This window comes from Actinoplanes oryzae, from assembly GCF_030757795.1.
Taxonomy (GTDB): domain Bacteria; phylum Actinomycetota; class Actinomycetes; order Mycobacteriales; family Micromonosporaceae; genus Actinoplanes.
Window position 1 is genome coordinate 70,239 of sequence record NZ_JAUQWH010000009.1, and the last position, 22,691, is coordinate 92,929.

Annotated in this window: 15 protein-coding genes; 2 read left to right on the forward strand and 13 right to left on the reverse strand. The window is 73.5% G+C overall.

Annotated elements, in window-relative coordinates:
* Window positions 1–9: 9 nt before the first annotated feature.
* From RBH18_RS05370 to RBH18_RS05395, 6 genes are read right to left on the reverse strand one after another with little or no spacing between them, the layout of a single operon-like run.
* Window positions 10–1,563, reverse strand: a complete 1,554-nt coding sequence (locus RBH18_RS05370; RefSeq protein WP_306204810.1) for a hypothetical protein — start codon at window positions 1,561–1,563, stop codon at window positions 10–12.
* Window positions 1,560–2,489 carry a sulfotransferase gene (locus RBH18_RS05375; protein ID WP_306204811.1) on the reverse strand — a complete coding sequence of 310 codons (930 nt, stop codon included), beginning with the start codon at window positions 2,487–2,489 and terminating at the stop codon, window positions 1,560–1,562. The genes RBH18_RS05370 and RBH18_RS05375 overlap by 4 nt, the downstream gene beginning before the upstream one ends.
* Window positions 2,429–3,220, reverse strand: coding sequence for an alpha/beta fold hydrolase (locus RBH18_RS05380; RefSeq protein ID WP_306204812.1), 792 nt, complete (start codon window positions 3,218–3,220; stop codon window positions 2,429–2,431). Before RBH18_RS05380 ends, RBH18_RS05375 begins: the two co-directional genes overlap by 61 nt.
* Window positions 3,217–3,501 (reverse strand): acyl carrier protein, encoded by a 285-nt coding sequence (locus RBH18_RS05385; RefSeq protein WP_306204813.1) that lies wholly within the window; start codon window positions 3,499–3,501, stop codon window positions 3,217–3,219. Before RBH18_RS05385 ends, RBH18_RS05380 begins: the two co-directional genes overlap by 4 nt.
* Window positions 3,491–7,948: a beta-ketoacyl synthase N-terminal-like domain-containing protein gene (locus tag RBH18_RS05390; protein ID WP_306204814.1), complete on the reverse strand. Its 4,458-nt coding sequence runs from the start codon at window positions 7,946–7,948 to the stop codon at window positions 3,491–3,493. Before RBH18_RS05390 ends, RBH18_RS05385 begins: the two co-directional genes overlap by 11 nt.
* A gap of 5 nt (window positions 7,949–7,953) precedes the next feature.
* Entirely contained in the window at window positions 7,954–14,997 is a 7,044-nt protein-coding gene (locus RBH18_RS05395) for an SDR family NAD(P)-dependent oxidoreductase (protein WP_306204815.1), read from the reverse strand.
* Between the two features lie 345 nt (window positions 14,998–15,342).
* On the opposite strand from RBH18_RS05395, the gene RBH18_RS05400 reads away from it, so the two are divergent.
* On the forward strand, window positions 15,343–15,948 hold the full coding sequence (locus RBH18_RS05400; RefSeq protein ID WP_306204831.1) for a TetR/AcrR family transcriptional regulator: 606 nt from the start codon (window positions 15,343–15,345) through the stop codon (window positions 15,946–15,948).
* Here RBH18_RS05400 and RBH18_RS05405 read toward each other — a convergent pair.
* From RBH18_RS05405 to rsmA, 6 genes are all read right to left on the reverse strand, one after another.
* Window positions 15,935–16,396 carry a DUF4383 domain-containing protein gene (locus RBH18_RS05405; RefSeq protein ID WP_306204816.1) on the reverse strand — a complete coding sequence of 154 codons (462 nt, stop codon included), beginning with the start codon at window positions 16,394–16,396 and terminating at the stop codon, window positions 15,935–15,937. The genes RBH18_RS05400 and RBH18_RS05405 overlap by 14 nt on opposite strands.
* The gene (locus RBH18_RS05410) at window positions 16,396–16,842 is read right to left on the reverse strand and encodes a DUF4383 domain-containing protein (RefSeq protein WP_306204817.1); all 447 of its coding nucleotides are present in this window, start codon (window positions 16,840–16,842) and stop codon (window positions 16,396–16,398) included. The genes RBH18_RS05405 and RBH18_RS05410 overlap by 1 nt, the downstream gene beginning before the upstream one ends.
* A gap of 106 nt (window positions 16,843–16,948) precedes the next feature.
* Complete coding sequence (locus RBH18_RS05415; RefSeq protein ID WP_306204818.1) at window positions 16,949–18,748, reverse strand: ABC-F family ATP-binding cassette domain-containing protein; 1,800 nt, start codon at window positions 18,746–18,748, stop codon at window positions 16,949–16,951.
* 24 nt (window positions 18,749–18,772) lie between these two features.
* The gene (locus RBH18_RS05420) at window positions 18,773–19,720 is read right to left on the reverse strand and encodes a 4-(cytidine 5'-diphospho)-2-C-methyl-D-erythritol kinase (RefSeq protein WP_306204819.1); all 948 of its coding nucleotides are present in this window, start codon (window positions 19,718–19,720) and stop codon (window positions 18,773–18,775) included.
* A complete protein-coding gene (locus RBH18_RS05425) occupies window positions 19,717–20,298 on the reverse strand; it encodes a Uma2 family endonuclease (RefSeq protein ID WP_306204820.1) in 582 nt (193 codons plus the stop codon). Before RBH18_RS05425 ends, RBH18_RS05420 begins: the two co-directional genes overlap by 4 nt.
* Window positions 20,295–21,194, reverse strand: a complete 900-nt coding sequence (rsmA, locus tag RBH18_RS05430) for a 16S rRNA (adenine(1518)-N(6)/adenine(1519)-N(6))-dimethyltransferase RsmA (protein ID WP_306204821.1) — start codon at window positions 21,192–21,194, stop codon at window positions 20,295–20,297. Before rsmA ends, RBH18_RS05425 begins: the two co-directional genes overlap by 4 nt.
* 117 nt (window positions 21,195–21,311) lie before the next feature.
* Here rsmA and RBH18_RS05435 point away from each other — a divergent pair, with 117 nt between their 5' ends.
* Window positions 21,312–21,734, forward strand: coding sequence for a hypothetical protein (locus RBH18_RS05435; RefSeq protein WP_306204822.1), 423 nt, complete (start codon window positions 21,312–21,314; stop codon window positions 21,732–21,734).
* Between the two features lie 12 nt (window positions 21,735–21,746).
* On the opposite strand, the gene RBH18_RS05440 is transcribed toward RBH18_RS05435, so the two are convergent.
* Window positions 21,747–22,646, reverse strand: a complete 900-nt coding sequence (locus tag RBH18_RS05440) for a TatD family hydrolase (protein WP_306204823.1) — start codon at window positions 22,644–22,646, stop codon at window positions 21,747–21,749.
* Between the last annotated feature and the right edge of the window lie 45 nt (window positions 22,647–22,691).

Below are 22,691 nucleotides of genomic sequence, written 5' to 3' on the forward strand. Positions count from 1 at the left end.
GGGAACCTCTCAGGAGGACAGGTGCAGCAGCTCCCAGCCGCCCATGGGCCCGGCGGGATCCGTACGCAGGTTCATGGGGTTGGCCGAGCCGAGGTAGAGGCCGTCGCCGTCGGGCAGCAGGGTGCGGAAGCCGTAGTTGAGCTGGTTGCCGCCGCCGGTGGTGGTCACGGGCTGCGCCGGGGCGTCGGCCGACGGGAACGTCCACAGGTCGGCGCCGTAGCCCGCGGGGTCGGGCGTCACCTGGTCGGTGACGTGCTGGACCAGGTAGCTCCAGTCCATCGTGCCGACGTGGAGCCGGTCACCGGCCACGGCCATCCGCCAGGTGTAGTTGTTGTACGTGTTCCCGAAGCCCGACCGCCCGTACAGCGCGGTCCATCCGGTGGGCACGCCGCTCCACGTGCCGGTCGACGGCTCGTAGGCGGGTAGCACCGGCTCGCCGTAGAGCAGCTCGATCCGTTGCGTCGGCAGCCCCAGGTCCCGGCCGCGCCACACCGAGGTGGCCCGCTGGGTGAACCGGACCTGCAGCCGCTGCGCCTCCTCGGTGGGCTGCGGATAGGTGCTCTGGTGCACGGTCGTCGCCTGCAGCGGGACGTGCATCGTGCCCCAGTAGAGCCAGCCCTGGTAGGACGCGACCCCGCCGAGGCCGTACGTGGCCCGGGTCAGCGGATCGGGCTCGTACGCCCCGACGTTGAACACCTCCGTCCAGTCACCCGCGTCGGCCGGCCCCAGCGGCAGCTCGGGGCTGCGCCACACGCCCGCCGCCCGGCCGCCGGTCGCCGCCCACGTGGTCGTGTAGAGGCGGCCGTCCTGGGAGGCCAGGTCGGCGGCCTGATTGGGCAGCTGCGCGACCTCCTGGAAGGCGAACGGCAGCACTCGTGACCCGGTCCAGCGCAGCACCGCTCCCCCACGGTTGCCGTTGAGCCCGAGCCCGACGCCGGCGTAGAGGTCGCCGTCCGCGACGAGGAACGTGCGCGCGTTGCCGTACTGCGCGAGGGTGCGCGAGCCGAGGAAGCGCTCGGTGACGGCATCGAAGGCGAAGAGATTGAGCTGGCCGGTGGCCGACGGGCCGCCGAGCAGGATCACGCCGCGGTGCGCCCCGGCTGCCCGCATGCCGAGGGTGGCGCGCAACCGGCGGGCGTCGGCGGCGGAGGCGTTCGTGATGGCGGCGGAGCGGTCGGTCAGGGCGCGGGTCGCCGGGTCGTAGGTCCACACCTGCGGCGGACGGACGTCCCCGAGCGCCGGGGGTACGAGGCGGACCTGGCTCTCGCCGTACTCGCAGACGTAGTCCTCGTTGAGCACCGGATCGGTGTCGCCGATCGTGTAACCGGTCGTGAGGCAGTGGGTGTTGGCGCCGGTGCCGAACCAGATCAAGCCGCCGGCGCGGGTCATCCCCCACACGTACGCGTGGTTGACCTTGGCCTGGCCGGTGGCGCACGGCGGGCCGGCCGGATAGGGCTGCCCGATGCCGGCGAAGCACTCGTCCGGAGCCGCCTTGCCGAGCAGCTCGAAACCGGGTTCGGGGGTCAGGAGAAGACCGATTGCCGCGAGCGCCACTACATTCATGCCGCCACCGGCTCAGGTCTGCGCACCCGACCGGCCACGGCGGCGGCCCAGCCCGCGGGATCGGCGAAGCCCAGGAACGCGCCGAGCCGGGTCAGCTCACCCACGGGATCGGCGAGCAGGTCCTCGTACGCGATGCGGTAGCCCGACGCCGGCGGCCGGTCCGCGAGCGCCTGCTCCGCCTGGCTGCTCATGAAGGCGCACAGCGCCAGGAACTTGCGCTGGTCCTCGCCTCGCGCCCGGAGCACGTCGGCGGTCAGCCGGTCGGGCATCAGGTCGCGCATCTCGGCCGGCACCTCGTCCGGGGAGGCGTGCAGCGGGTCGAAGCCGTACCGGCCGATGCACTCGATGCGCAGCTGCACGAGCTGGAACGACGCGTGCCGGCTCATCGACGTGGCGGTGCGGTTCCAGTCCCGGGTCAGATAGACGATCTTGGCGTCCGGATAGGTCTCCAGCAGCGACGGCGCGATCTGGCTCGACCCGCCGGACCGCTCGACCCAGCGCTTGCGGCCGGTCAGCTCGGCGGTCAGGTCCAGGAACGCACGGTGGTGCGCGCCGATCGTCTGGTCGGGGAAGTGCGGGACGACGGACTCAAGCCGCGCGTAGAGGGCGTCCGGGTCGTCGGTCGCCTTGGGCAGCGTGACGGTCAGGATGCGCGGCAGCGTGGTGAGGTCGGCGCCGAAGCGTGCGCCGCGGTAGCGCAGCTCCTTGGGGGCGACACCCAGCTTGACCAGCAGCGACACCTCGGGCGTCGGGCTGCTGACGAAGTCCCAGTAGTCGGCGCCGGAGACCACCTCGCCGCTGCGGCTCCACGGCACCATGGACATGAAGAACTCCTGCGCCGACAGCGTCTCCGGCTCGTCGACGATCAGGTCCGAGAGGAGGGTCGAGCCGCAACGGCCGTTGCTGATGACGATGGCACGGTCCATGAGTTCTCCTTCAGGAAGGGCAGCAGTTCCGCGCGTACGAGGTCGGGGGCCTTGATGAGCAGTTTGTGGCGCTGTCCCGGGACGATCACGTGCCGCGCCTGCGGGAGCAGCCGCGACGTCTCGGCCCTCAGCTCCTGGACAGCCGATTCGCCGCCGTAGATACACAGCACGGGGCAGGAGACCGCCGCGAAGGAGACGGGCGCGGGCAGCTCGCTCGCCGGCAGGTCCACGCCGATGCTGGTGTCGTCGAGCAGGGCCTGCGCGGCGGCCACGAAGGCGTGCCCGCGCGGGGCCACGGGAACGCGCAGCAGCTTGGTGGCCATCCGCGTGAACCACTCGGGCGACGGCGCCGCGGACTCCACGGCGGCGAGCGCGGCGACCGATGACGGGTGCTTCGCCGCGTACGCGAACCCGATCGTCCCGCCGAACGAGTTGCCCACCAGGTGCACCGGCTCGTCCACCGCCCAGTGCGCGAGCAGCGCCTCCAGGTCGGCCACGAAGTCCGCCAGCCGGTAGCCCGTGGCCGGCCGGGCGCTGCGGCCGTGCCCGCGCAGGTCGTGCAGCAGCACCCGGAAACCCGCCGCGGCCAGCGGATGTGCCAGCGTGAGGAACCAGCTGGCCATGCTGTCCGCGGCGAGGCCGTGCAGCAGCACCACCGTGCCGCGGCGGGGCCCCTCCGCGGGGACCTCCGCCACGTGCAGGTCGATGCCGTTGGCCCGGACCGTCCTCATGAGGCGGCGGGCACCTTCTCGAGCGAGTCCGCGATGAAGTCGGCCAGCTGACCGACGGTCAGCTCGCCCACGGCCTCCGCGTCGAGCCCGGAGAGGAACAGGGCGAAGTTGACCGAGCTGCCGTAGCGGGCCTGCAGGCGCCCGGCCAGCGACACGACGTCGATGCTCTCCATGCCCAGGTCGTCGCGGAACGTCGTCGCCGGGGTCACCTCGTCGACGCCGAACTCGCCCAGCACGGCGCGCAGCATCGCCGCCACCTCGTCCAGAATGTCAGCCTTCATGTCCTTCTCCCTCGGTAGTCCAAGCGACGATGTAGCGGCGCGGCGGCAGTTCGGGCGGGTTCTCGATCTCCTGCCAGCGGACGGGGAAGACCCGCTCGCCGACCGTGACCGTGCCGTCGGCGAGCGAGACCTCGAAGCGGCGCGGGGCGCCGTCCAGCCCGGTGCCGAGCGCCTTGCCGACGGCCTCCTTGGCGGCCCACATCCGGGCGAAGGAGCGGTCGTCGGTGAGCTGGGCCTGCTCGGCGCCGGTGAGGGCGTAGCGGTGGGTGCTCTCGTCGCGGGGCGCGATCTCGATGATGTCGATGCCCACCGCCGCGCCGGCGGGCCCGGCGATGGCCACGCCGGCCTCCCCGGTGTGCGCCAGCGACAGCGAGCAATCGACCAGGCCGCGGCCGGGGCGCAGGTCCACGTACGGGCGCCCGCCCGGCTCGTTCCGCACGGTCAGCTCGATCGGGTAGACGTCGGTGTGCCCGGCGTCCCACTGCCGGAAGCGCACGGCGTCCTTCGCGGCGATGCGGCCCAGCATCCACTGGTTGCGCCGGGCCGCGGGCATCCGCTCGTACTCGGCGGCTGCCTCGCCGCCCAGGATGCCGCGCGCCGCCATGCCACGGGTCACCAGGTCGGTCCACGCGTCGAAGACCAGCGTCCAGCCGCCGTCCCGGCGCTGCGACATCGGGTACTTCTCCGGGAAGCGCTCGCACGCCCGGGCCGTCGGGTGGCTGTCGAACCGCCGGTCGGTCGCGCCGTCGATCTGCGCCCACACCCGGCCGCCCACCGACAGCTGCGTGTCCGCGATCAGCTCGGTGTCGGTGACCGTGCGGACCCGGGCCACGCAGTCCAGCGCGGTGCCGGCCTTCGGCGGCGGCCCGAAGAACCGCACGTGCCGCAGGCCGACGGGCAGCGCCACGGTCCGGAACGGCTGCGTCGTGATCAGCCAGTTGCCGATGAGCTGCAACGCGTTGTCGAGCAGGGCCCCCGGCGGGACGGGCGCGGTCACCACGCCGCGCACGTGCATGTCGCCGAGGGCGTGGACCGCGGTGACGCCCTGGAACTGCGGCCCGTGGAACATCAGCCGCTCGGCGTACATCTGCTCCGCGCTGGTGGTCGGCGGCACCTCGGTCGCCGGGTCGTGCGTCCACGGGCTCTCGTCCGGCTGCGGGTAACTCGCCGCCATCTCCACCGTGGATCGCGCGTAGCCGCCGAAGATCACCGTCAGCTGGTTCGGCCCCGCGTGCTTGACCGTGATGTCGACGCGCTGCGCGGGCGCGGCGATCAGCCAGCGGTGGAAGCGCGCGTCGCGCACGGCGATCGCCTTGAGCCCCGGCGCGGCCTGCTCGGCGGCGTCCATCATGTGCTGCACGACGGTGGTCGCGGGCACGACCGGCCAGCGGTCCTCGTCGCGCGGCCAGTCGTCCGGCTGCACGAAGAAGCAATGATCGCGCAGGTAGGGCATGCGCTCGACCGAGACATCCAGGTGGGTGCGCAGGACCACGTCGCCCGCCGCCGGCTGCGCGGCGGGTTTCGCTTGCTTCCCGGGTACGAGATCAGCGGGCGCCTTTTTCGCGGGTGCGACCGCAGCGGCGCGCGGAGCCGGGGCGGTTGCTGCTCCTATTACTGTCACCGCGTCGGTGGCCGTCTCCTGCAGCAGCGCCGCGAGTTCGGCGGCCGCCTTCGACGTTCCCGCCAGTCCCGCGAGCGCGTTCAGCGCATTCGATCGTCCCGCCGCGGGCTGCGCGGTCTGCTCCGACGGGGTGCGACCGCCGAGGAGCCGATCCGCGCCCTCCCCCAGCTTGACCAGCGGGCCGCCGAGGTCCAGCGGCACCCGCGGCCCCTTGCGGGCCGAAGGCTCCGCCACCAGCGTCGTCTTCGGCGCGGCGGCGGGAGCCGGGCGGCGCGCGGGCTCGAGGGCGGCCAGATCGGGAGTGCCGCCCTCCACCCACAGGGCGGTGGCGACCCGGCGCAGCTGGGCCAGTCCGTCGCGGCGGGACACGTTCACGGGCAGGGCCAGGTGGTCCCTGCCGCGCAGGTTGTCGCCGATCAGCGAGGCCAGCTGACCCGCGCCGAGCTGCAGGAAGACCCGGAAGCCGGCGTCGTACATCGCGGCCATCGTCCGGCGGAACTGCACCGGCTCGATCATCTGCCGGATGAAGATCCGGTTGACCTCGTCCGAGTCGTCCGGGAAGGGCGCCGACAGGGTGCCCGACCAGACCGGCACCTCGGTGGCGTGCACCTCCCAGCTGCCCATCGCGGCGCCGATCGCCTGCAGCCCCTCGGCGAAGACGGGCGTGTGGAAGGCCGACCGGAACGGCAGCACCTGGCACAGCACCATCCGCGCGCGCAGGTCGTCGACCAGCCGCTGGACCTGCGCGACCGGCCCGTTGACGACGCACTGGCTCGGGGCGTTGTCGTGCGACAGCACCACGCCGGGATAACCGGCCAGGTCGCCGGCCACCGCCTCGGCGGGAGCGCTGATCGCCGCGAAGGCGTAGCCGGAGATCTCCACGCTGTCCGCGTCGAACAGCGTGAGGAACGCGTCCACGCCCTGCGTGCTCATCTGGCCGCTGACGGCGGCCGCGGTCCACTCGCCGATGCTGTGGCCGGCGACGGCGTCCGGGCGGACGTTCATCCGGCGCAGCGCCGTGTCGAGGAGCTTGCCCACCTCCACCAGCCCGGACCCGTGCCGGGCCAGGTCGGTGGCCGCCCATTCGCGGTGCGGCAGCCCGAAGTGCGCGGCCACGTCCGCCGTGCGCGGGGCGAACTCCGCCTCCAGGCCGGGGAAGACGAACGCGAGCTTGCCGCCGCCCGGGCCGAGCAGCGGGTCCGGCGTGAACCAGATGTCCCGGCCGCCGCGCCACGCCTCGCCTCGGGCGACCATCTTGCGGGCGATACCCAGCCGCTGCTCGGTCGGGTCCACCAGGCCCAGGCGCACCGGGCCGCCCGCGTGGTCCGTGCGGTGCAGGGCGCGCGGGTCGGGGCTGTCGAGCTGGGCGGCCAGTTCCGCGACCGACCCCGCGGCCAGCCACAGGACCTGCTCGGGCTCGGCGACCGCCACGGCCGGCGCGGCGTACTGCTCGATGATGACGTGCGCGTTGATGCCGCCGAAGCCGAACGCGTTGACGCCGGCCCGGCGCGGCCCGGCACCCGTCCACGGCTCGGCCTCGCCGATCGGGCGAAACCGGGTCCGGGCCATCTCGGCCCGCGGCTTGCTGACGTTCAGGGTGGGCGGCAGCACGCCGTGGTAGACGGCGAGGGCGGCCTTGATCAGCCCGGCGGCGCCGGCGGCCGGCATCGCGTGGCCGATCATCGACTTCACCGAGCCGATGACCGGGCGCTCGCCGGTGCCGGTGTGCGGGCCGAAGACCTCGGCGAGCGTGGTCAGCTCGGCCGCGTCGCCGGTCGGCGTGGCGGTCCCGTGCGCCTCCAGCAGCCCGAGGGCGTCGGGCGCGGCGGGGTCCAGCCCGGCCATCTCCCACGCGCGCCGGACGGCCAGGGTCTGCCCGGAGCTGGCCGGGTTGAACATGCTGGCCGAGCGGCCGTCGCTGGAGGTCCCGCTGCCGCGGATGACCACGTAGACACGGTCGCCGTCGCGCTCGGCGTCGGCCAGGCGCTTGAGGACGACCATGCCGGTGCCCTCGCCGATCAGCACCCCGTCCGCGTCGGCGTCGAAGGGCCGGATCTCGCCCTTGCGACTCAGCGCCCGCAGCTGGCTGAAGACCGACCAGAAGCTGATGTCGTGGACGTGGTGGACCCCGCCGGCCAGCACCGCGTCGAGCCGGTGGTTGGCCAGCTCGGTCATGCCCTGGTCCACCGCCAGCAGCGAGGACGCGCAGGCGGCGTCGATCGTGTACGCCGGGCCGCGCAGGTTGAGCCGGTTGGCGACCCGGGACGCGGCCAGGTTGGGGACCAGCCCGATCGTGCCCTCGGGGTGGTGCTCGCCGAGCCGCTCGTCGATCCGGGCCCGTACGGCCTGCAGCTGGTCCTCGCCCAGGTCGGGCATCAGCTCGCGCAGGACGCTGAGCACCTGGCTCGCCATGCGCACCCGGTTGGCGTACCGGGAGGCGGCGGGGTTGAGCAGGCCGCCGCGGCCGAGGATGACCCCCACCCGGTCGGCGTCCGGCAGCCGGGCTGGCCCGCCCGCGTCGGCGATGGCCGCGGCGGCCACCTCCAGCGCGATGAGCTGATCCGGCTCGATGTCGCCGACCGAGTTGGGCATGATGCCGAACTTCAGCGGCTCGAACGCGGCCTGGTCGTCGAGGAAGCCGCCGCGCCGGGTGTAGAGGCGGTCGGGGCGGTCCGAGTTGTCCGGATCGTAGAACAGCTCGTCGAAGCGGTCGGCGGGGACGTCGGTGATCATGTCCTTGCCGGCGACCACGTTCTGCCAGTACTCGTCCAGGGTGGCGGCGCCCGGGAACATCGCCGCCATCCCGACGATCGCGATGGGTTCCATGCCGCCTACCAGCCCGACGCGGTCAGGACGACCGACGTCTGCGCGGGGTCGCCGTAGGCCAGCTCCCGCAGCAGGCTCAGCGCGCCCTCCTCCGGGTCGATCAGGCCGATGCCGCGGCGGGCGTACTCGGCGGTCAGCTCCGGCGTCACCATGCCGGCGTGCCGGCCGGCCGGCGCCCACGGTCCCCAGTGCACGGTCAGCGCCCGGTGGCCCGTGCGCCGCGACCAGCGCGTGCCCATCGCATCGAGGGCGTCGTTCGCGGCCGCGTAGTCGCTCTGGCCCCGGTTGCCGTACGCCGCCGCGATGCTCCCGAACAGCACCACGAACCGCGGCTCGGCGCCGCAGTCGTCGAGCGCCTCCAGCACCGAGCGGGCGCCGTCGACCTTCGTCCGGAACACCCGCTCGAACGAGGCCGGGTCCTTGTCGCCGATCAGCTTGTCCTCGATGATCCCGGCCGCGTAGACGACCCCGTCGACGCGGCCGTGCTCGTCGTGGATCTGCTTGATCAGCCGCCGGGTCGCCTCGTCGTCGCGCACGTCCAGCGAGTGGTAGCGGACCGTCGCACCCAGCTCGGCCAGCTCCGCGACGGTCGTGCGCACCTCGCGGGCGGCGAGCAGGGCGGTGGCCGTACGGTCGATCTCCGCGGGGTTGCGCAAGCCCCGCCGGGCGAGCGCGGCCCGCAGCGCCGCCTTGTCCGCGGCGGCGGCCAGCTCCGGGTCCTCGTCGGTCTGCGGCAGCGGGGTCCGGCCCACCAGTTCGACCCGGCAGCGCGTCGCGGCCGCCACGGTCTGCGCGAACCAGGGCGTGATGCCGCGCGCCCCGCCGATCAGCACGACCACCGAGTCGGGGTCGAGGCCGATGGCCTGCGCCTCGGCGATGCCCTCCCCGGCGGGTCCGGCCCCGGCGTCGGCGAGCATGCCCAGGCCGGTCCCGATCAGGTGCACCGCCGTCCGGCCGTCGGGTCCGAGCTGGACGATCGGCTCGCCGCCCGCGTCCCCCAGCTCGGTCAGCAGGTCCTCGGCGAGCGTGGCGGACGCCGGGTCCACCTCGACGTAGCGGACCAGCGTGTCCGGGTACTCCCGGGCGATCGTGCGGAACAGGCCGGGCAGCCCGTCCGTACGGGCGGAGCCGCCCACCGGCCCGGCGGCCACCAGCCACCGCAGCCCATCGGACAGCGCCTGCTTGAGGGAGCCGAACGCGCCCGGCAGCACCGGGTCGCCGTCCGCGGCCAGGCCGTCGAGCAGCACCACGCCGTCGACCGCTGCCGGGGAGTCCCCGACGGCGGCTCCGGCCTCGGTCAGCAGCTCCGCCAGCCGGCTTCCGGCCGCCCCGCCACCGCTGATCGAGAACCGCGCACCGGCGAGCTCCGGGCCGGTCGCCGCGGCCTCGACGGGCTCGGGGCGGCCGATCAGGCGCTGCGGGGCGATGCCGAGCCGGGGCGGCGGCGCCTCGCTTTCCGCGGCACTGACCTGTAACGCCGCGACGCCCGGCAGGTTGATCTTCTCGTCGAGCCAGGACACCATCGCCCGTACCGTGCGGGCCTTGACCAGGTCCTCCAGCTCCGACTCGTCGCCCTCCACCGTCAGGCCCAGCCGGTTGGCCACCTCACCGGCGACCTCGGCCCGCTTGATCGAGTCGACGCTCAGGTCCGCTTCCAGGTCCAGGTCGAGCTCGATCAGCTCCTCCGGGTAACCGGTCCGCTCGCTGATCACCGTCAGGACAGCACCCTGCACGTCGACCGCCGGAGCTTTTTGAAGGACGGCCACGGGGGCCACCGCGGCCGGGGCCACCGTGACGTTGATGCGCACGTCGAGCCAGGACACCATGGCCCGTACCGTGCGGGCCTTGACCAGGTCCTCCAGCTCCGACTCGTCACCTTCGACCGACAGGCCCAGCCGGTTCGCGACCTCACCGGCGACCTCGGCCCGCTTGATCGAGTCGACACTCAGGTCCGCCTCAAGGTCCAGATCGAGCTCGATCAGCTCCTCCGGGTAGCCGGTGCGCTCGCTGATCACCGTCAGGACGGCACCCTGCACGTCGACGGCGGGCGTGGCGACGACGGCTTCCGTCTCCGCGACGGTCGGATAGTGCACCTGCGCCACGGCCTGGGACACCGGGGCCGGAGAAACAGGGGCCGAGAGAGCGACAGGTGCCGGGACGGCTTCGGAGGGCTGCCAGACCAGGCGGCCGCCGCCCTGGCCCTCGCCGAGATAGGCGAGGAGCACGTCGCGCTGGGTGGCGATGAGGTCCCGGCTCGTCCGCAGGAACTCGCTGACCAGGTCGCTGCGGTTGTCGCGGGTGCCCTCGGCGCCCTGCACTGCGGTCATCGTGAACTCCTCGATCTCGATCCGCCGGGCGGGGGTCATCCCGCCGGGGAGACAGTTGCCGTCGCGGTCGCGGACCGCCTGGCCGTCGACGGTCCACATCGGCCGCCCGGTGGTCGCCGGGGCGTCGGTGTCGCGACCGGCGAAGAGCCACCCGGTCTGCACCGGCACACCCGCGCAGGCCAGCTCGGCCGCGGCCATGAGCAGGGCGCGCAGGCCCTGTCCGGGGCGCCCGTCGACGGTGACGACCTGGTGCGGGCGGTCGCCGAGGACCTCGCCGACGAACTTGGCGAGGACCTGACCCGGGCCGGCTTCGACGAAGATGCGCGCTCCGGCCTCGTACATGGACTCGATCTGCGCCACGAAGCGCACCTCGCCGGCGATCTGCCCGGCGAGACCCGCCCGGATCGCGGCCGGGTCGGCGGCGTACGGCTCGGCGCTGAGGTTCGACCACACCGGGATGTCCGGGGTGCCGATCTCCCGGCCCGCCAGCACGCCGGCGAAGGTGTCCGCACCCGCGGCGACGACCGGGCTGTGGAAGGCGGCCGCGACCGGGATGCCCCGGGCCTTCAGTCCGGCCTCCTTCAGCGCGGTGACGGCCCGCCCGACGGCCTCCGTGGGACCGGAGATCACCACCTGACCGGGCGAGTTGTGGTTGGCGAGCACCACCTCGCCGGTCAGTCCGGCCTCGGCGAGCACCTCGCGGATGCGGCTCGCGTCGGCGGCGACGGCGGCCATCGTGCCCGGGTCGTCGCCGGCCGCCGCCAGGATCGCCGCGGCCCGCTCCCGGCTCAGGTCCAGCAGGGTCGCCGGGTCGAACGCCCCGGCGGTGCAGAGCGCGACCAGTTCGCCGTAGCTGTGGCCGCCGGCCATGTCCGGGCGTACGCCCAGGCGTCGCAGCACGTGGTCGGCCGCCAGCCCGGTGATGCCCAGCACCGGCTGCGCCACCCGGGTGTCGCGGACCGCGTCGTGCTGGGCGAGCTCGGTCTCCTCGTCGAAGGCCGCGGGCGGGAAGAGCGCACCGGCCCACTCCCGGCCCAGCTCGAGGTATTCGTGCAGGTCGGGGAAGGCGACGAACAGGTCGGCGAGCGCCCCCGGCTTCTGGCTGCCCTGGCCCGGGAAGAGGAAGGCCACCTTGCCCGGCTCGGTCGCCTGCGGCTGGACCAGCCCGTGCCGCGGGTCGTGCTCCCCGGCCAGGGCCCGGCGCAGCAGCGCGGTCAGCTCGTCCACGTCGGACGCCACCACGGCGATGCGGACCGGACCGGTACGCGGATCCGACTCCCGTGCCGCCGTCGCCGCGAGCTCCCGGAGCAGCCCGCTGCCGGGCAGCTTGTCCAGCAGCTTGCGGACCGCCCGGTGCGCGGCCTCGGCCGAGGCGCCCCGGAAGCAGAACAGCTCGGCCGGCCACTCCTGCCGCGAGTGCTGCGGGTCCGCGGTGGCCGCGTGGGCCTGGAGCACGACGTGGAAGTTGGTGCCGCCGAAGCCGAAGGCGCTGACCCCGGCGACCCGCTCGGCGGCCGGGGCGGCCCACGGGCGGGCCTCGGTGTGGAAGGCGAACGGGCTGCTCTGCGGGCTCCACGCCGGGTTCGGGCGGGTGAGGCCGATCGTCGGCGGCTTGACCCCGGTGTGCAGGGCCAGCGCCGCCTTGATCACGCCGGCCATGCCCGCGGCGCACTTGGTGTGCCCGATCTGCGACTTGACCGAGCCCAGGACCGCGCTGCCCGGCTCGGCGCCACGCTCGGCGAACATCCGGGTCAGCGTCTCCAGCTCGGTGCGGTCGCCGACCACGGTGCCCGTGCCGTGCGCCTCGACCAGGCCGACCTCGGCCGGGGAGATGCCCGAGCCGTCGTACGCCCGGTCCAGCGCCCGCCGTTGCCCCTCGGCCCGCGGCGCGGTCAGGCCCAGCGCGCGGCCGTCGCTGGCGCCGCCCAGCCCCTTGATCACCGCGTAGACCCGGTCGCCGTCGCGCTCGGCGTCGGACAGGCGCTTGAGGATCACCGCCGCGACACCCTCGCCCAGCGCGATGCCGTCGCCCGTGCTGTCGAACGTGCGGCACCGGCCGGTCGGCGAGAGCGCGTGCGCCGAGGTGAACATCAGATAGTCGTTGATGCCGTTGTGCAGGTCGGCGCCGCCGCAGATCATCAGGTCGCTGCCGCCCGAGCGCAGCTCCTTGACGGCGGAGTCCATGGCGGCCAGCGACGAGGCGCAGGCGGCGTCCACGGTGTAGTTCGGGCCGCCCAGGTCGAGCCGGTTCGCCACCCGGCCCGCGATGACGTTGGCGAGCACCCCGGGGAAGGTGTCCTCGGTGACCTTGGGCAGCAGGTCGTCCAGTTCGTCCGGGACCTCGCCGAGATATCCGGGCAGCAGGGTGCGCAGCGTCTGGGTCTGGCTCATGTCGCTGCCCGCCTCGGCCCCGAACACCACGCCGGTGCGGCCGTGGTCGAAGCCGGAGTCGTAGGCGTACCCGGCGTCGGTCAGCGCCCGGTGCGAGATCTCCAGGGCGAGCAGCTGGGTCGGGTCGATGCTGGCCAGGGCGGCGGGCGGGATGCCGTACCCGATGGCGTCGAACGGCACCGGGTCGATGAACCCGCCCCACTTCGAGACGGTGATCCGCCCGGCCTGCCCGGGACCGACCTCGGGCGCGTAGTACGTGCCGGCGTCCCACCGGTCCGCGGGCACCTCGCCGACCCGGTTCGCGCCGCTGACCACGGTCTCCCAGAAGCTCGCCAGGTCCTCCGAGCCCGGGAAGACGCAGGCCATGCCGATGATCGCGATGTCCAGCGGATCGGCCTCCCGGGCCGGCAGCACCGGGTCCAGGCCCAGCTCCACCCGCAGCTCGGCGACCTGCTCGGCGTGCCCGGCCGCAGCGGCGGTCGTCACCTGCGCGTGCAGCCCGGCGACCGTGGTGGCGGTGTCGCGCAGGACGGCGACCTGCCCGGCCATGAACAGGCCCTCGGCCTCCTGGGTCGCCTCGTCCACCTCGACCAGGCTGTCGCCCTCGCGGGTCACGCCCTTGCTCGCGATGCGCAGCCGGCCGACGTTGAGCAGTTCGAGCTTCTCCCAGACCGTACGGTTCTCCACGCCCGCGGCCTGCAGCTGCTCGCGCAGGGCGTGGAAGTCGTCGACGAACGTGGTCGGCAGGCACCGGGTGGCATGCCCGGGGGCGGTCTCCAGCAGGGCCGTCCCGGTGGCTTCGATCGCCTGCTGCTGGAAGAGCGGCTGGATCGCGCCGTGGGTGACCGCTTCCTCGGTGAACAGGTAGGCCGTACCCATGAGGACGCCGGCCTGGACCCCGCGACGGGTGAGCGGGCCCGCGAGCGCGGCCACCATCGCCGCCGAGCGCTCGTCGTGCACCCCGCCGGCGAAGAAGATCTGCAGCTCCGCGGCCGTCTCCGCCGGGCGGCCGTCGAGGAAGTCCGCGAGCACGCCGAGCTGTGCCTCCCAGAGCGGGAAGCTGGCTCGCGGGCCGACGTGCCCGCCGCACTCGGCGCCCTCGAAGATGAACTTACGGGCGCCGGCCTGCAGGAACTGCCGCAGCAGCCCGGGCGAGGGCACGTGCAGGAACGACGTGATGCCGTCGGCCTCCAGCCCCTTGGCCTGGGCCGGGCGGCCGCCGGCGATGACCGCGGCGGCCGGGCGGACCTCCCGGATCACCTCGATCTGCGCGGCCTTGATCTGCTCCGGCGCGAAGCCGAGCACACCGACGCCCCACGGCCGGTCGCCGAGCGCGGCCGCCGTCTCGGTCAGCATCCGGCGGGTCTGCTCGGCGTTGGCCAGGGCCAGCGCGACGAAGGGCAGGGCACCGGCGTCGGCGACCGCGGCGGCGAACCCGGCGACGTCGCTGACCCGGGTCATCGGCCCCTGGGCGACGGGCAGGTCGACGCCGAGCGTCCGGGCGAGCGGCGCGCCCGGGCTGAGCATCTCGCCCGCCTCCGGGTGCTCCAGCGCCTCGAGGATCGCCGACCGGACACCCCGGACGGCCGCGGCGGTGTCCGCGTAGCGCTTCGCGAAGTCCGCGGCGAGCCAGCCGTCCTGGCCGATCGGCAGCAGCGTGCCGTCCAGCTCGACGCCGCGGACGCCGTCGCGCAGCACGGTCTCGGTGCCGTCGATGCGGCGCAGCAGGGAGCCGATCCGATCGTCCACCGCGGACTCGCCGAAGAGCGCGAGTTGCACGTCGAGGAGCACACCGGCCGCACCGCCGACCACGCAGGCCGCCGCGGTGAAGGGCCCGACGCCGCCGGCCACCCACACCGGGACGCCCAGCGGGATCAGGCGCTGCACGAGCACGAAAGAGCTGAGTTCCGCCGTACGGCCACCCGACTCCATGCCCCGCGCGACGAGCCCGTGCGCCCCGGCTGCCAACGCTGTCATCGCCTCGTCGAGGTCGGCGACCTCCACGAGCACCCGGTGGCGCCCGGCCGTCGCGGCGACGTCCCACCCTGCGCCGGAGCCGAGAATCACCAGGTCCAAGGCGTCGCCGGCCGCACGGTCGACGTCGGCCGCCGTGGCCGCGCAGCCGGCGGTGACCCGGACGCCGAGCCCGGTGCCCATCCGCCGGGCCGCCTGCCGCACCATCCGCAGCGACCAGGCGTCGCCCGCGCCCAGGTCGAGGACGCCCACCCCGCCGGCGCGGGCGACCGCCGCCACCTGGTGCGGGCTCGGTTCCAGCCCGGCGCCGCCGCTCACCCCCAGCACCAGAGGCACGGTCCGCGGCTCTGCACTCATCGGTTTCCCTCTCGTCGTCAGGACACGGTTGATCCATGACGGATCGCTGCACGGGAGCTCGGAGAGCGACGCATTCCGATTCATGAATGGCGCTCGATCGCGGACGCTACTGACCGACAGTTACAACGGCGTTACACCATCTCGATGGAAAAGGTGCAAGTTTCGACGCACCCAGTGCAGCTTCCGCCCTGCTGAGCGCGGGGAAGTCACGGACAGTGCAGCCTTGATGACCCATTCCGAGATCACATACGGATACGGTAGGTAATGGCGCCACCTGGCCCGGAGCAGTGCCGCGACCCTCCGGGACGGGGCTGGCAGGATGGCGGAGTGCCCCCACGCGTACGGATGTCCGCCGCGCAGCGTCGCGAACAATTGATCATCGTCGCCCGGCAACTATTTGCCGAGCGCGGCTTCGAGGCCGCCTCGGTCGAGGAGATCGCCGCGCGGGCCGAGGTCTCCAAGCCGGTGATCTACGAGCACTTCGGCGGCAAGGAGGGTCTCTACGCGGTCGTGGTGGACCGGGAGGTGCGCGCGCTGCTGGACCGCATCGCCGCGGCGCTCACCGCGGGGCATCCGCGGGAGCTGCTGGAGCAGGCGGCGCTGGCCCTGCTGGACTACATCGAGGAGCAGCCGGACGGCTTCCGCGTCCTGGTCCGGCAGGCGCCGCTGCTGCAGGCGTCGGGCAGCTTCTCCAGCGTCATGAACGACGTGGCGCACCGGGTGGAGCACATCCTCGCCGCCGAGTTCGCCCAGCGCGGCCTGGAGCCGGGCTTCGCCGAGCTCTACTCCCAGGCGCTGGTCGGGATGGTGGCGCTGGTCGGCCAGTGGTGGCCCGACGCGCCGGGGCCGCGCAAGGAGCTGGTGGCCGCGCAGCTGGTGAACCTGGCCTGGAACGGCCTGTCCCACCTCGAGACCGAGCCCACCCTGCTGACGCGGCCTAGCCCGTGGTGAGGGTGCTCTCCTGCTCGGCGTGGCTCTGCTCGTCGCTGCCGACCTGGCCGTAGAGGGCGGCGGTCAGCACCACCAGCCCCAGCACGACCCACACGACGACGGTGGCCACGGAGAAGCCCAGCACGTCGGCATCGGTCCGCAGCATGGCGAGCATCACCATGGCGACCGCCAGCATGACCCAGCCCAGCACCAGGTTGACCCGATGGTGCAGGTTGCCGCCCCGCGCCGCGACGGCCAGCACCGCCAGCCCGAGCAGCGTGGACACCCAGGCGCCCGCCGGGTTGAGCCGCACGCCCAGCGCCCAGCCGGCGCCGTCGCGGGCGAAGAACTCGTGGCCCGCGGTCGCCACGATGCCGATCACGCCGGCGACGGCGAGATAGAGGCCCGAGGCCGCCGCGAGGCCGCGATAGGGCTGGCGGAGGTGGTGGTTGACCGGGTAGTGAGCCATCAGGCCGAGCGGGCCTCGCGCACCTGGCGCGGGGCGCCCTGGCGCTCCTCGGGCGCGACCTTGCTGTAGAGGCCGGCGGTGATGAGGATGAGGGCCACGAGGTAGGTCACGATCACCGTGGCGATGCCGAAGTTGAGGAAGTTGGCGTCCGTGCGGCTCACGGCGAGGCAGTAGCTGCCGACGCCGACCAGGCCCCAGCCGAAGTACTTGTCGACCTCGACGTCCGCGTTCTTGCCGATCACCGCGGCGATCAGCACGATCGCGCCGATGAGCAGCGAGACGATCGACCAGAAGAGGTTGGAGCGCTGGCCCAGCACCAGATCGTCGGGGTTGCCGAAGAGGCCGTCGCCGCCGGTGATGATGAGGCCGATGACGCCGAAGACGATCAGGTAGACCCCGGTCGCCGCGCTCAGCGCACGGTAGAGCGGCCGCAGGGGGTGATTCACCGGAGTGTGCGCCATGGTTCCGTCTCCAAGCTCGTTATGCGTCAGCAAGATTCTCGCGCATCGGGAGATCGGCCGCAGGAGCACCCCCGGAATCCGGCCCCGCCGGTCACGCGTCCCCGACCTGCTCGGCCAGCTCCAGCCAGCTCTCCTCGACCTGGGCGCGCTCCGCCTGCACCGCCTTGAGCTGCGTGTCCAGCTCGATGATCCTGTCGTAGTCGCTGCCGTGCTCGGCCAGCTGCTCGTTGATCTTGACGATCCGGTCCTCGAGCTTGCCGAGCTGCCGCTCCAGCCGGGTCAGGTCCTTCTTCGCCGTCCGCAGCTCGGCCGCGGACATCCCGGGCGCGGGCGCCGCGGCGGGCGCCTGGTCGAAGAGCGCCGGCGACGACCGGTGCACCCCCGCGGCCCGGGTCAGGTACTCGTCGATGCCGCCGGGAAGATGCACCAGCCGGCCGTCGCCGAGCATCCCGTACGCCGTGTCGGTCACCCGCTCGACCAGATAGCGGTCGTGGCTGGCGACGATCATCGTGCCCGGCCAGGAGTCGAGCAGGTCCTCGAGCGAGGCCAGGGTGTCGGTGTCCAGGTCGTTCGTCGGCTCGTCGAGCAGCAGCACGTTGGGCTCGGTGGCGAGCAGGCGCAGCAGCTGCAGCCGCCGGCGCTCCCCACCGGACAGGTCGCTGACCGGCGTCCAGATGCGGTTGTCGGTGAAGCCGAACACCTCGGCGAGCTGGCCCGCGGAGAGCTCCCGGTCGCCGAGCTTGACCCGCTTGGCGACCTCCTCCACGGCCTCCAGCAGCCGCAGGTGCCCCGGCAGCTCCTTGAGCTCCTGCGACAGGAACGCCGGCTTGACCGTCGACCCCGTCACCAGCCGGCCGCCGTCCGGCGTGGTGACCCCGGCGAGCAGCCGCAGCAGCGTGGTCTTGCCGGCCCCGTTGGCGCCCAGGATCGCGATCCGGTCGCCGGGCCCGACCTGCCACGTGAGGCCGGCGAGGATCGTCTTGTCGCCGGCGCGCAGGGTGACGTCCTCCAGGTCGTACACCTGCTTGCCCAGCCGGGTCGTGGCGAGGCGCTGCAGGCTGACCGTGTCGCGCACCGGGGGCACGTCGGCGATGAGCGCGTTGGCGGCGTCGATGCGGAACTGCGGCTTCGACGTGCGCGCGGGCGGGCCGCGGCGCAGCCACGCGATCTCCTTGCGGAGCAGGTTCTGCCGGCGGGCCTCGACGGCGGCGGCCACGCGGAGCCGCTCGGCGCGGGCGAGGGTCCAGGCCGCATAGCCCCCCTCGTACGCGTACACCTGCTGGTCGACGACTTCCCAGGTGAGCGTGCACACGGCGTCGAGGAACCAGCGGTCGTGCGTCACGACGACGAGCGCGCCACGCCGGCCGAGCAGGTAGCGGGCGAGCCAGTCGACGCCGGCGACGTCGAGGTGGTTCGTCGGCTCGTCGAGGATGAGCAGGTCGGACTCGCGCACGAGCAGGGCGGCCAGGGCCACCCGGCGGCGCTCACCGCCGGACATCGGCCCCACCGGCGTGTCGAGGCCCAGGTGGGCCATGCCGAGCCCGTCGAGGATCTCGCGGACGCCGGCGTCCCCGGCCCACTCGTGCTCGGCGCCCATGCCCTCGGCGAGCCACGCGGTGCCCAGCACCACGTCGCGCACGGTGGCCTCGGCGGCGAGCGAGAAGGTCTGCGGCAGGGCGGCGACGCGCAGGTCACGCCGGTGGGTGACCCGGCCGGAGTCGGGCTCCTCCAGCTTCGCGAGCATCCTGAGCAGCGTCGACTTGCCGGCGCCGTTGAGGCCGACGATGCCGACCCGGGCGTCGTCGTCGAGTCCGAGGGAGACGTCGGTGAGCAGTTGGCCGGCAGCGCCGTACCCCTTGTTCACCCGGTCGAGATTCACAATGTTGGCCACGATGCCGTCCAGCCTAGAGCGGGGTCAGACCGCGCGGGCACCGGGCATGGGTCCACGGGCGGCCGTCGCCGTCCGGCACACCCCGGAGGCCGCCAGCTCCTGCGCCAGCTTCTCGGCGTGCGCGCCGTCGCGGGCGAGGAAGACACAGGTCGGCCCGGACCCCGACACGATCCCGGCGACCGCCCCGGCCGCCTGACCAGCCTTGAGTACGTCCGCCAGCCCCGGCCGCAACGACAGGGCCGCCGCCTGCAGATCGTTCCCCAGCACCGCCCCGAGCACCTCGGGCCGCCGCTGCCGCAACGCCGTCATCAGGGCGTCCGAGCTCTCCAGCGGCGCCGGACCCCCGGGGGCGGCCCGCAGCCGGTCGAGCTCCCGATAGACCGCCGGCGTCGACAACCCGCCGTCCGCGAGCGCGACGACCCAGTGCCAGGTGACCGGCCGGGCCAGGATCGGGCTGACCGCCTCGCCGTGCCCCGTGCCCAGCGCGGTGCCGCCGTGCAGCAGGAACGGCACGTCCGAGCCGAGCTCCGCCCCGATCTCCGCCAGCTCGTCCTTGGTGTAGCCGGTCCCCCAGAGCAGGTCGCAGGCGATCAGCGTGGCGGCGGCGTCGGCGCTGCCCCCGGCCAGCCCGCCCGCGAGCGGGATCGCCTTGCGCAGGTGCAGCCGGGCGTGGGCCGGCACCCGCGCCTTCCGGGCCAGCGCCCGCGCCGCCCGAATGATCAGATTGTCCTCGCCCAGCTCCAGCTCGCCGGCGCCCTCGCCCTCCATGGTGAGCGCCAGCGTGTCCCCGCGCCGGGCGGTCAGCTCGTCGAACAGGCTGATCGCGTGATAGACGGTGTTCAGCTCATGAAACCCGTCGGAGCGCAGCGGCCCCACACCGAGATGCAGATTGATCTTCGCCGGCACCCGCACCCGCACGGGCCCGGCGAACCGCCGCGGCTTGTCGTCGTCCGGCCCCCACGCCTCCGTCACGGAGCGATGTCCCGCACCGGCAGCCGGATCTCGAACGGCACGCTCAGCACCAGCTCGTCCTCCACCCCGGCATCGGCCACCAGCTGGTAGGCCCCGTCGACCAGGTCATAGGCGAAGACGTGCAGCGGATCCTGCTCGATCCGCCAGAAGTGCGGAATGCCCACGGCGGCATATTCGACGGGCTTTTCGAGCCGATCGCGGCGTTTGGTGCTCTTGGAGACGATCTCGACCGCAATCACCACCTGGTCAGCCAGGAAGTAATGGCTCTTGTCGCTGACAGGCTCCTTGAGGAGCACGACATCAGGCTCGAACGTGTCGCCGAGCCCGATGGCTACACCAACCGCGGTGAACGGCCTGAACCACTCCGACGTGTTCTGCCGGAACCACATCCAAAGCAGATTGCCGATGTCCTGGTGACCACCCGTGGGGGAGGGAACCACGATAATTACTCCGTCCCGGAGCTCGACTCGGGGGGCGTCGTCGGGAAGCGCGAGTACGTGCTCGATCGTGTAGCGGCCCGTGCGCTGCATGATCGGGTCGGGGCTCCACATGCCGGGCGTGGTCGGCTCCGCGGTCATGGGTTCGCCTCCTCGTGCTGCCTGCCGGACGGGGTCAGCGTACCGCCGTGGCCGAGCTTCGCGGCGGCAGCTGCGACGGCGGCGAACTGCCCGACGGTCAGGGACTCGCCCCGGGCCTGCGGGCTGATGCCCGCCGCCACCAGGATCTCCTCGGCCCGGGCGGCGCCTCCGGCCCAGCCGGCCAGGGCGGCCCGCAGCGTCTTGCGGCGCTGGGCGAAGGCCGCGTCGACGACGGTGAAGACGGCGGCGCGCGAGACCTCGGCGATCGGATCCCGGCGGGTGAAGGCCACGAGACCGGAGTCGACGTTGGGGACGGGCCAGAACACCGCCGGGGGTACGCGGCCCGCGGCGCGCGCCCCGGCGTACCAGGCGAGCTTGACGGACGGGACGCCGTACACCTTCGAGCCGGGCCCGGCGGTCAGGCGGTCGGCGACCTCCTTCTGCACCATGACCAGGCCGCCGCGCAGGGTCGGCAGGGTGGCCAGCAGGTGCAGCACCACGGGCACGGCCACGTTGTAGGGCAGGTTGGCCACGAGCATGGTCGGCGCCGGGTCGAACTGCCCGGCCGTCACCTTGAGCGCGTCGCCCGGGTGCACGCTCAGGCGCGCCGCGTCCGTGCGCTCGGCGACCGTCCCGGGCAGCGCCGCCGCGAGCACCGGGTCGATCTCGACGGCGTGCACGTGGGCGGCGGCGCCGAGCAGCCCCAGGGTCAGCGAGCCGAGGCCCGGGCCGACCTCCAGCACCACGTCGTCGGCGCGCAGCTCGGCGGCCGCGACGATGCGCCGGATGGTGTTGGGGTCGTGCAGGAAGTTCTGGCCGAGCTTCTTCGTGGGCGCGACCCCGAGGCGGGCGGCCAGCTCCCGGATCTCCGCCGGGCCGAGAAGTGCATCAGCCATGACGCCACAGCCTACGGCGCCGCGTCGGCCACGACGCGACAGGCCACGGCGTCCGGAAAGCCCGGCCTGCGCAGGAGGGACAGCAGGGGGTGGCACGGGCAGAGTAGAACGAACCCCATGACCGAGCTGCTCGAGCTGCGGGGTGTGGTCGAGGCATCGCCCGACGAGGTGGCCGCCGTGCTGCTCGACGCGCGGCCCGGGGGCAGGTCGCCGATCGCGGCCACCGGCACCGCGCGGCCGCAGCGGGGTGACGAGTTCACCGTCACCCGCGACGGCAGCGTGCTGACCGTCACCATCGACCGGGCGGCCCGGTCGATCGCTCAGCAGGGCGAGTGGTGGTACCGCGGCGTGACCAGCGTCGAGCCGGAGACGCGCGGCTCGCTGGTCGTCCACCGCATCTTCAACGTGGCGTCGGGCAACCGCTGGGCGGTCCGCTTCGTGTCGCGCGGGCCGATCAACGCCGCCCCGACGACGTTCACCAAGCTGCTGAGCGGCCTCGGCGACCAGCTCGACTGCGCGGCGTACCTGCTCCCGCACTGAGCCGGGCGGCCGTCAGGACCAGGGGCCGAAGACCCGCTCACCGGTGGCGGAGATTGTCGCGCAGAGCTCGTCGAGGTCGCGGCCGGTCGTGGCGGCCAGCGCCCGCATGGTGACGGGGATCAGGTACGACGCGTTGGGCCGTCCCCGCAGCGGCGCGGGCGTCAGGTACGGCGCGTCCGTCTCCACGAGCATCTGCGCGGACGGTGTGACCTTGGCCGCCTCCCGTAGGGTGCCGGCGCTGCCGAAGGTGACCGTGCCGGCGAAGGACAGCAGGTAGCCCCGCCGCACGCACTCGGCCGCGAACTCGGCGTCGCCGGAGAAGCAGTGCAGGACGACGACGTCCGGGGCGCCCTCCTCGTCGAGGACGCGCAGGACGTCCTGGTGGGCCTCGCGGTCGTGGATGATGAGCGGCTTGCCGTAGCGCTTGGCGATCGCGATGTGCGCCCGGAAGCTGTGCTCCTGCGCTGCACGGCCGTCCTCGCCCGTGCGGAAGGTGTCGAGGCCGGTCTCCCCCAGCCCGCGCACCCTCGGCTCGGCGGCCAGGGCCTCGATCTCGCGCAACGCCTCGTCGAGGCCGGCCAGGCGCGGCGCCTCGTTCGGGTGCAGGGCCACAGCCGCCAGTACGGCCGGATGCCGCGCGGCCAGCGCGGCGCCCCACCGCGACGAGGCGACGTCGACGCCCACCTGCATCAGACGGTCCACACCGGACCGGGCGGCGGCGGCGATCAGGGCTTCGACCGGGTCCTCGGCGTCCCCGGGCACGCCGGCCTCGTGAATCGTGATGTCGAGGTGGGTGTGGCTGTCGAAGACCGGCACGGCCAGCGGCTCGGGTGCGGGCGGGAACTCCCCGGACCGGCGGGCCGCCTTGGCCGCGCGCTTCGCGGAAGGCTGTTCGGTGTTCATCGCCCTCAAGGATCACACATCGGACCATGAGAAATTCTTCACAAGCAACGCGAG

Bases quoted from the DNA above. Each gene is read 5' to 3' on its own strand.
- RBH18_RS05385 (WP_306204813.1), bottom strand. From the start codon at position 3,501: ATGAAGGCTGACATTCTGGACGAGGTGGCGGCGATGCTGCGCGCCGTG.
- RBH18_RS05395 (WP_306204815.1), bottom strand. From the start codon at position 14,997: ATGAGTGCAGAGCCGCGGACCGTGCCTCTGGTGCTGGGGGTGAGCGGC.
- rsmA (WP_306204821.1), bottom strand. From the start codon at position 21,194: ATGGCTGATGCACTTCTCGGCCCGGCGGAGATCCGGGAGCTGGCCGCC.
- RBH18_RS05435 (WP_306204822.1), top strand. From the start codon at position 21,312: ATGACCGAGCTGCTCGAGCTGCGGGGTGTGGTCGAGGCATCGCCCGAC.
- RBH18_RS05370 (WP_306204810.1), bottom strand. From the start codon at position 1,563: ATGAATGTAGTGGCGCTCGCGGCAATCGGTCTTCTCCTGACCCCCGAA.
- RBH18_RS05390 (WP_306204814.1), bottom strand. From the start codon at position 7,948: ATGGAACCCATCGCGATCGTCGGGATGGCGGCGATGTTCCCGGGCGCC.
- RBH18_RS05400 (WP_306204831.1), top strand. From the start codon at position 15,343: ATGTCCGCCGCGCAGCGTCGCGAACAATTGATCATCGTCGCCCGGCAA.
- RBH18_RS05375 (WP_306204811.1), bottom strand. From the start codon at position 2,489: ATGGACCGTGCCATCGTCATCAGCAACGGCCGTTGCGGCTCGACCCTC.
- RBH18_RS05405 (WP_306204816.1), bottom strand. From the start codon at position 16,396: ATGGCTCACTACCCGGTCAACCACCACCTCCGCCAGCCCTATCGCGGC.
- RBH18_RS05425 (WP_306204820.1), bottom strand. From the start codon at position 20,298: ATGACCGCGGAGCCGACCACGCCCGGCATGTGGAGCCCCGACCCGATC.
- RBH18_RS05380 (WP_306204812.1), bottom strand. From the start codon at position 3,220: ATGAGGACGGTCCGGGCCAACGGCATCGACCTGCACGTGGCGGAGGTC.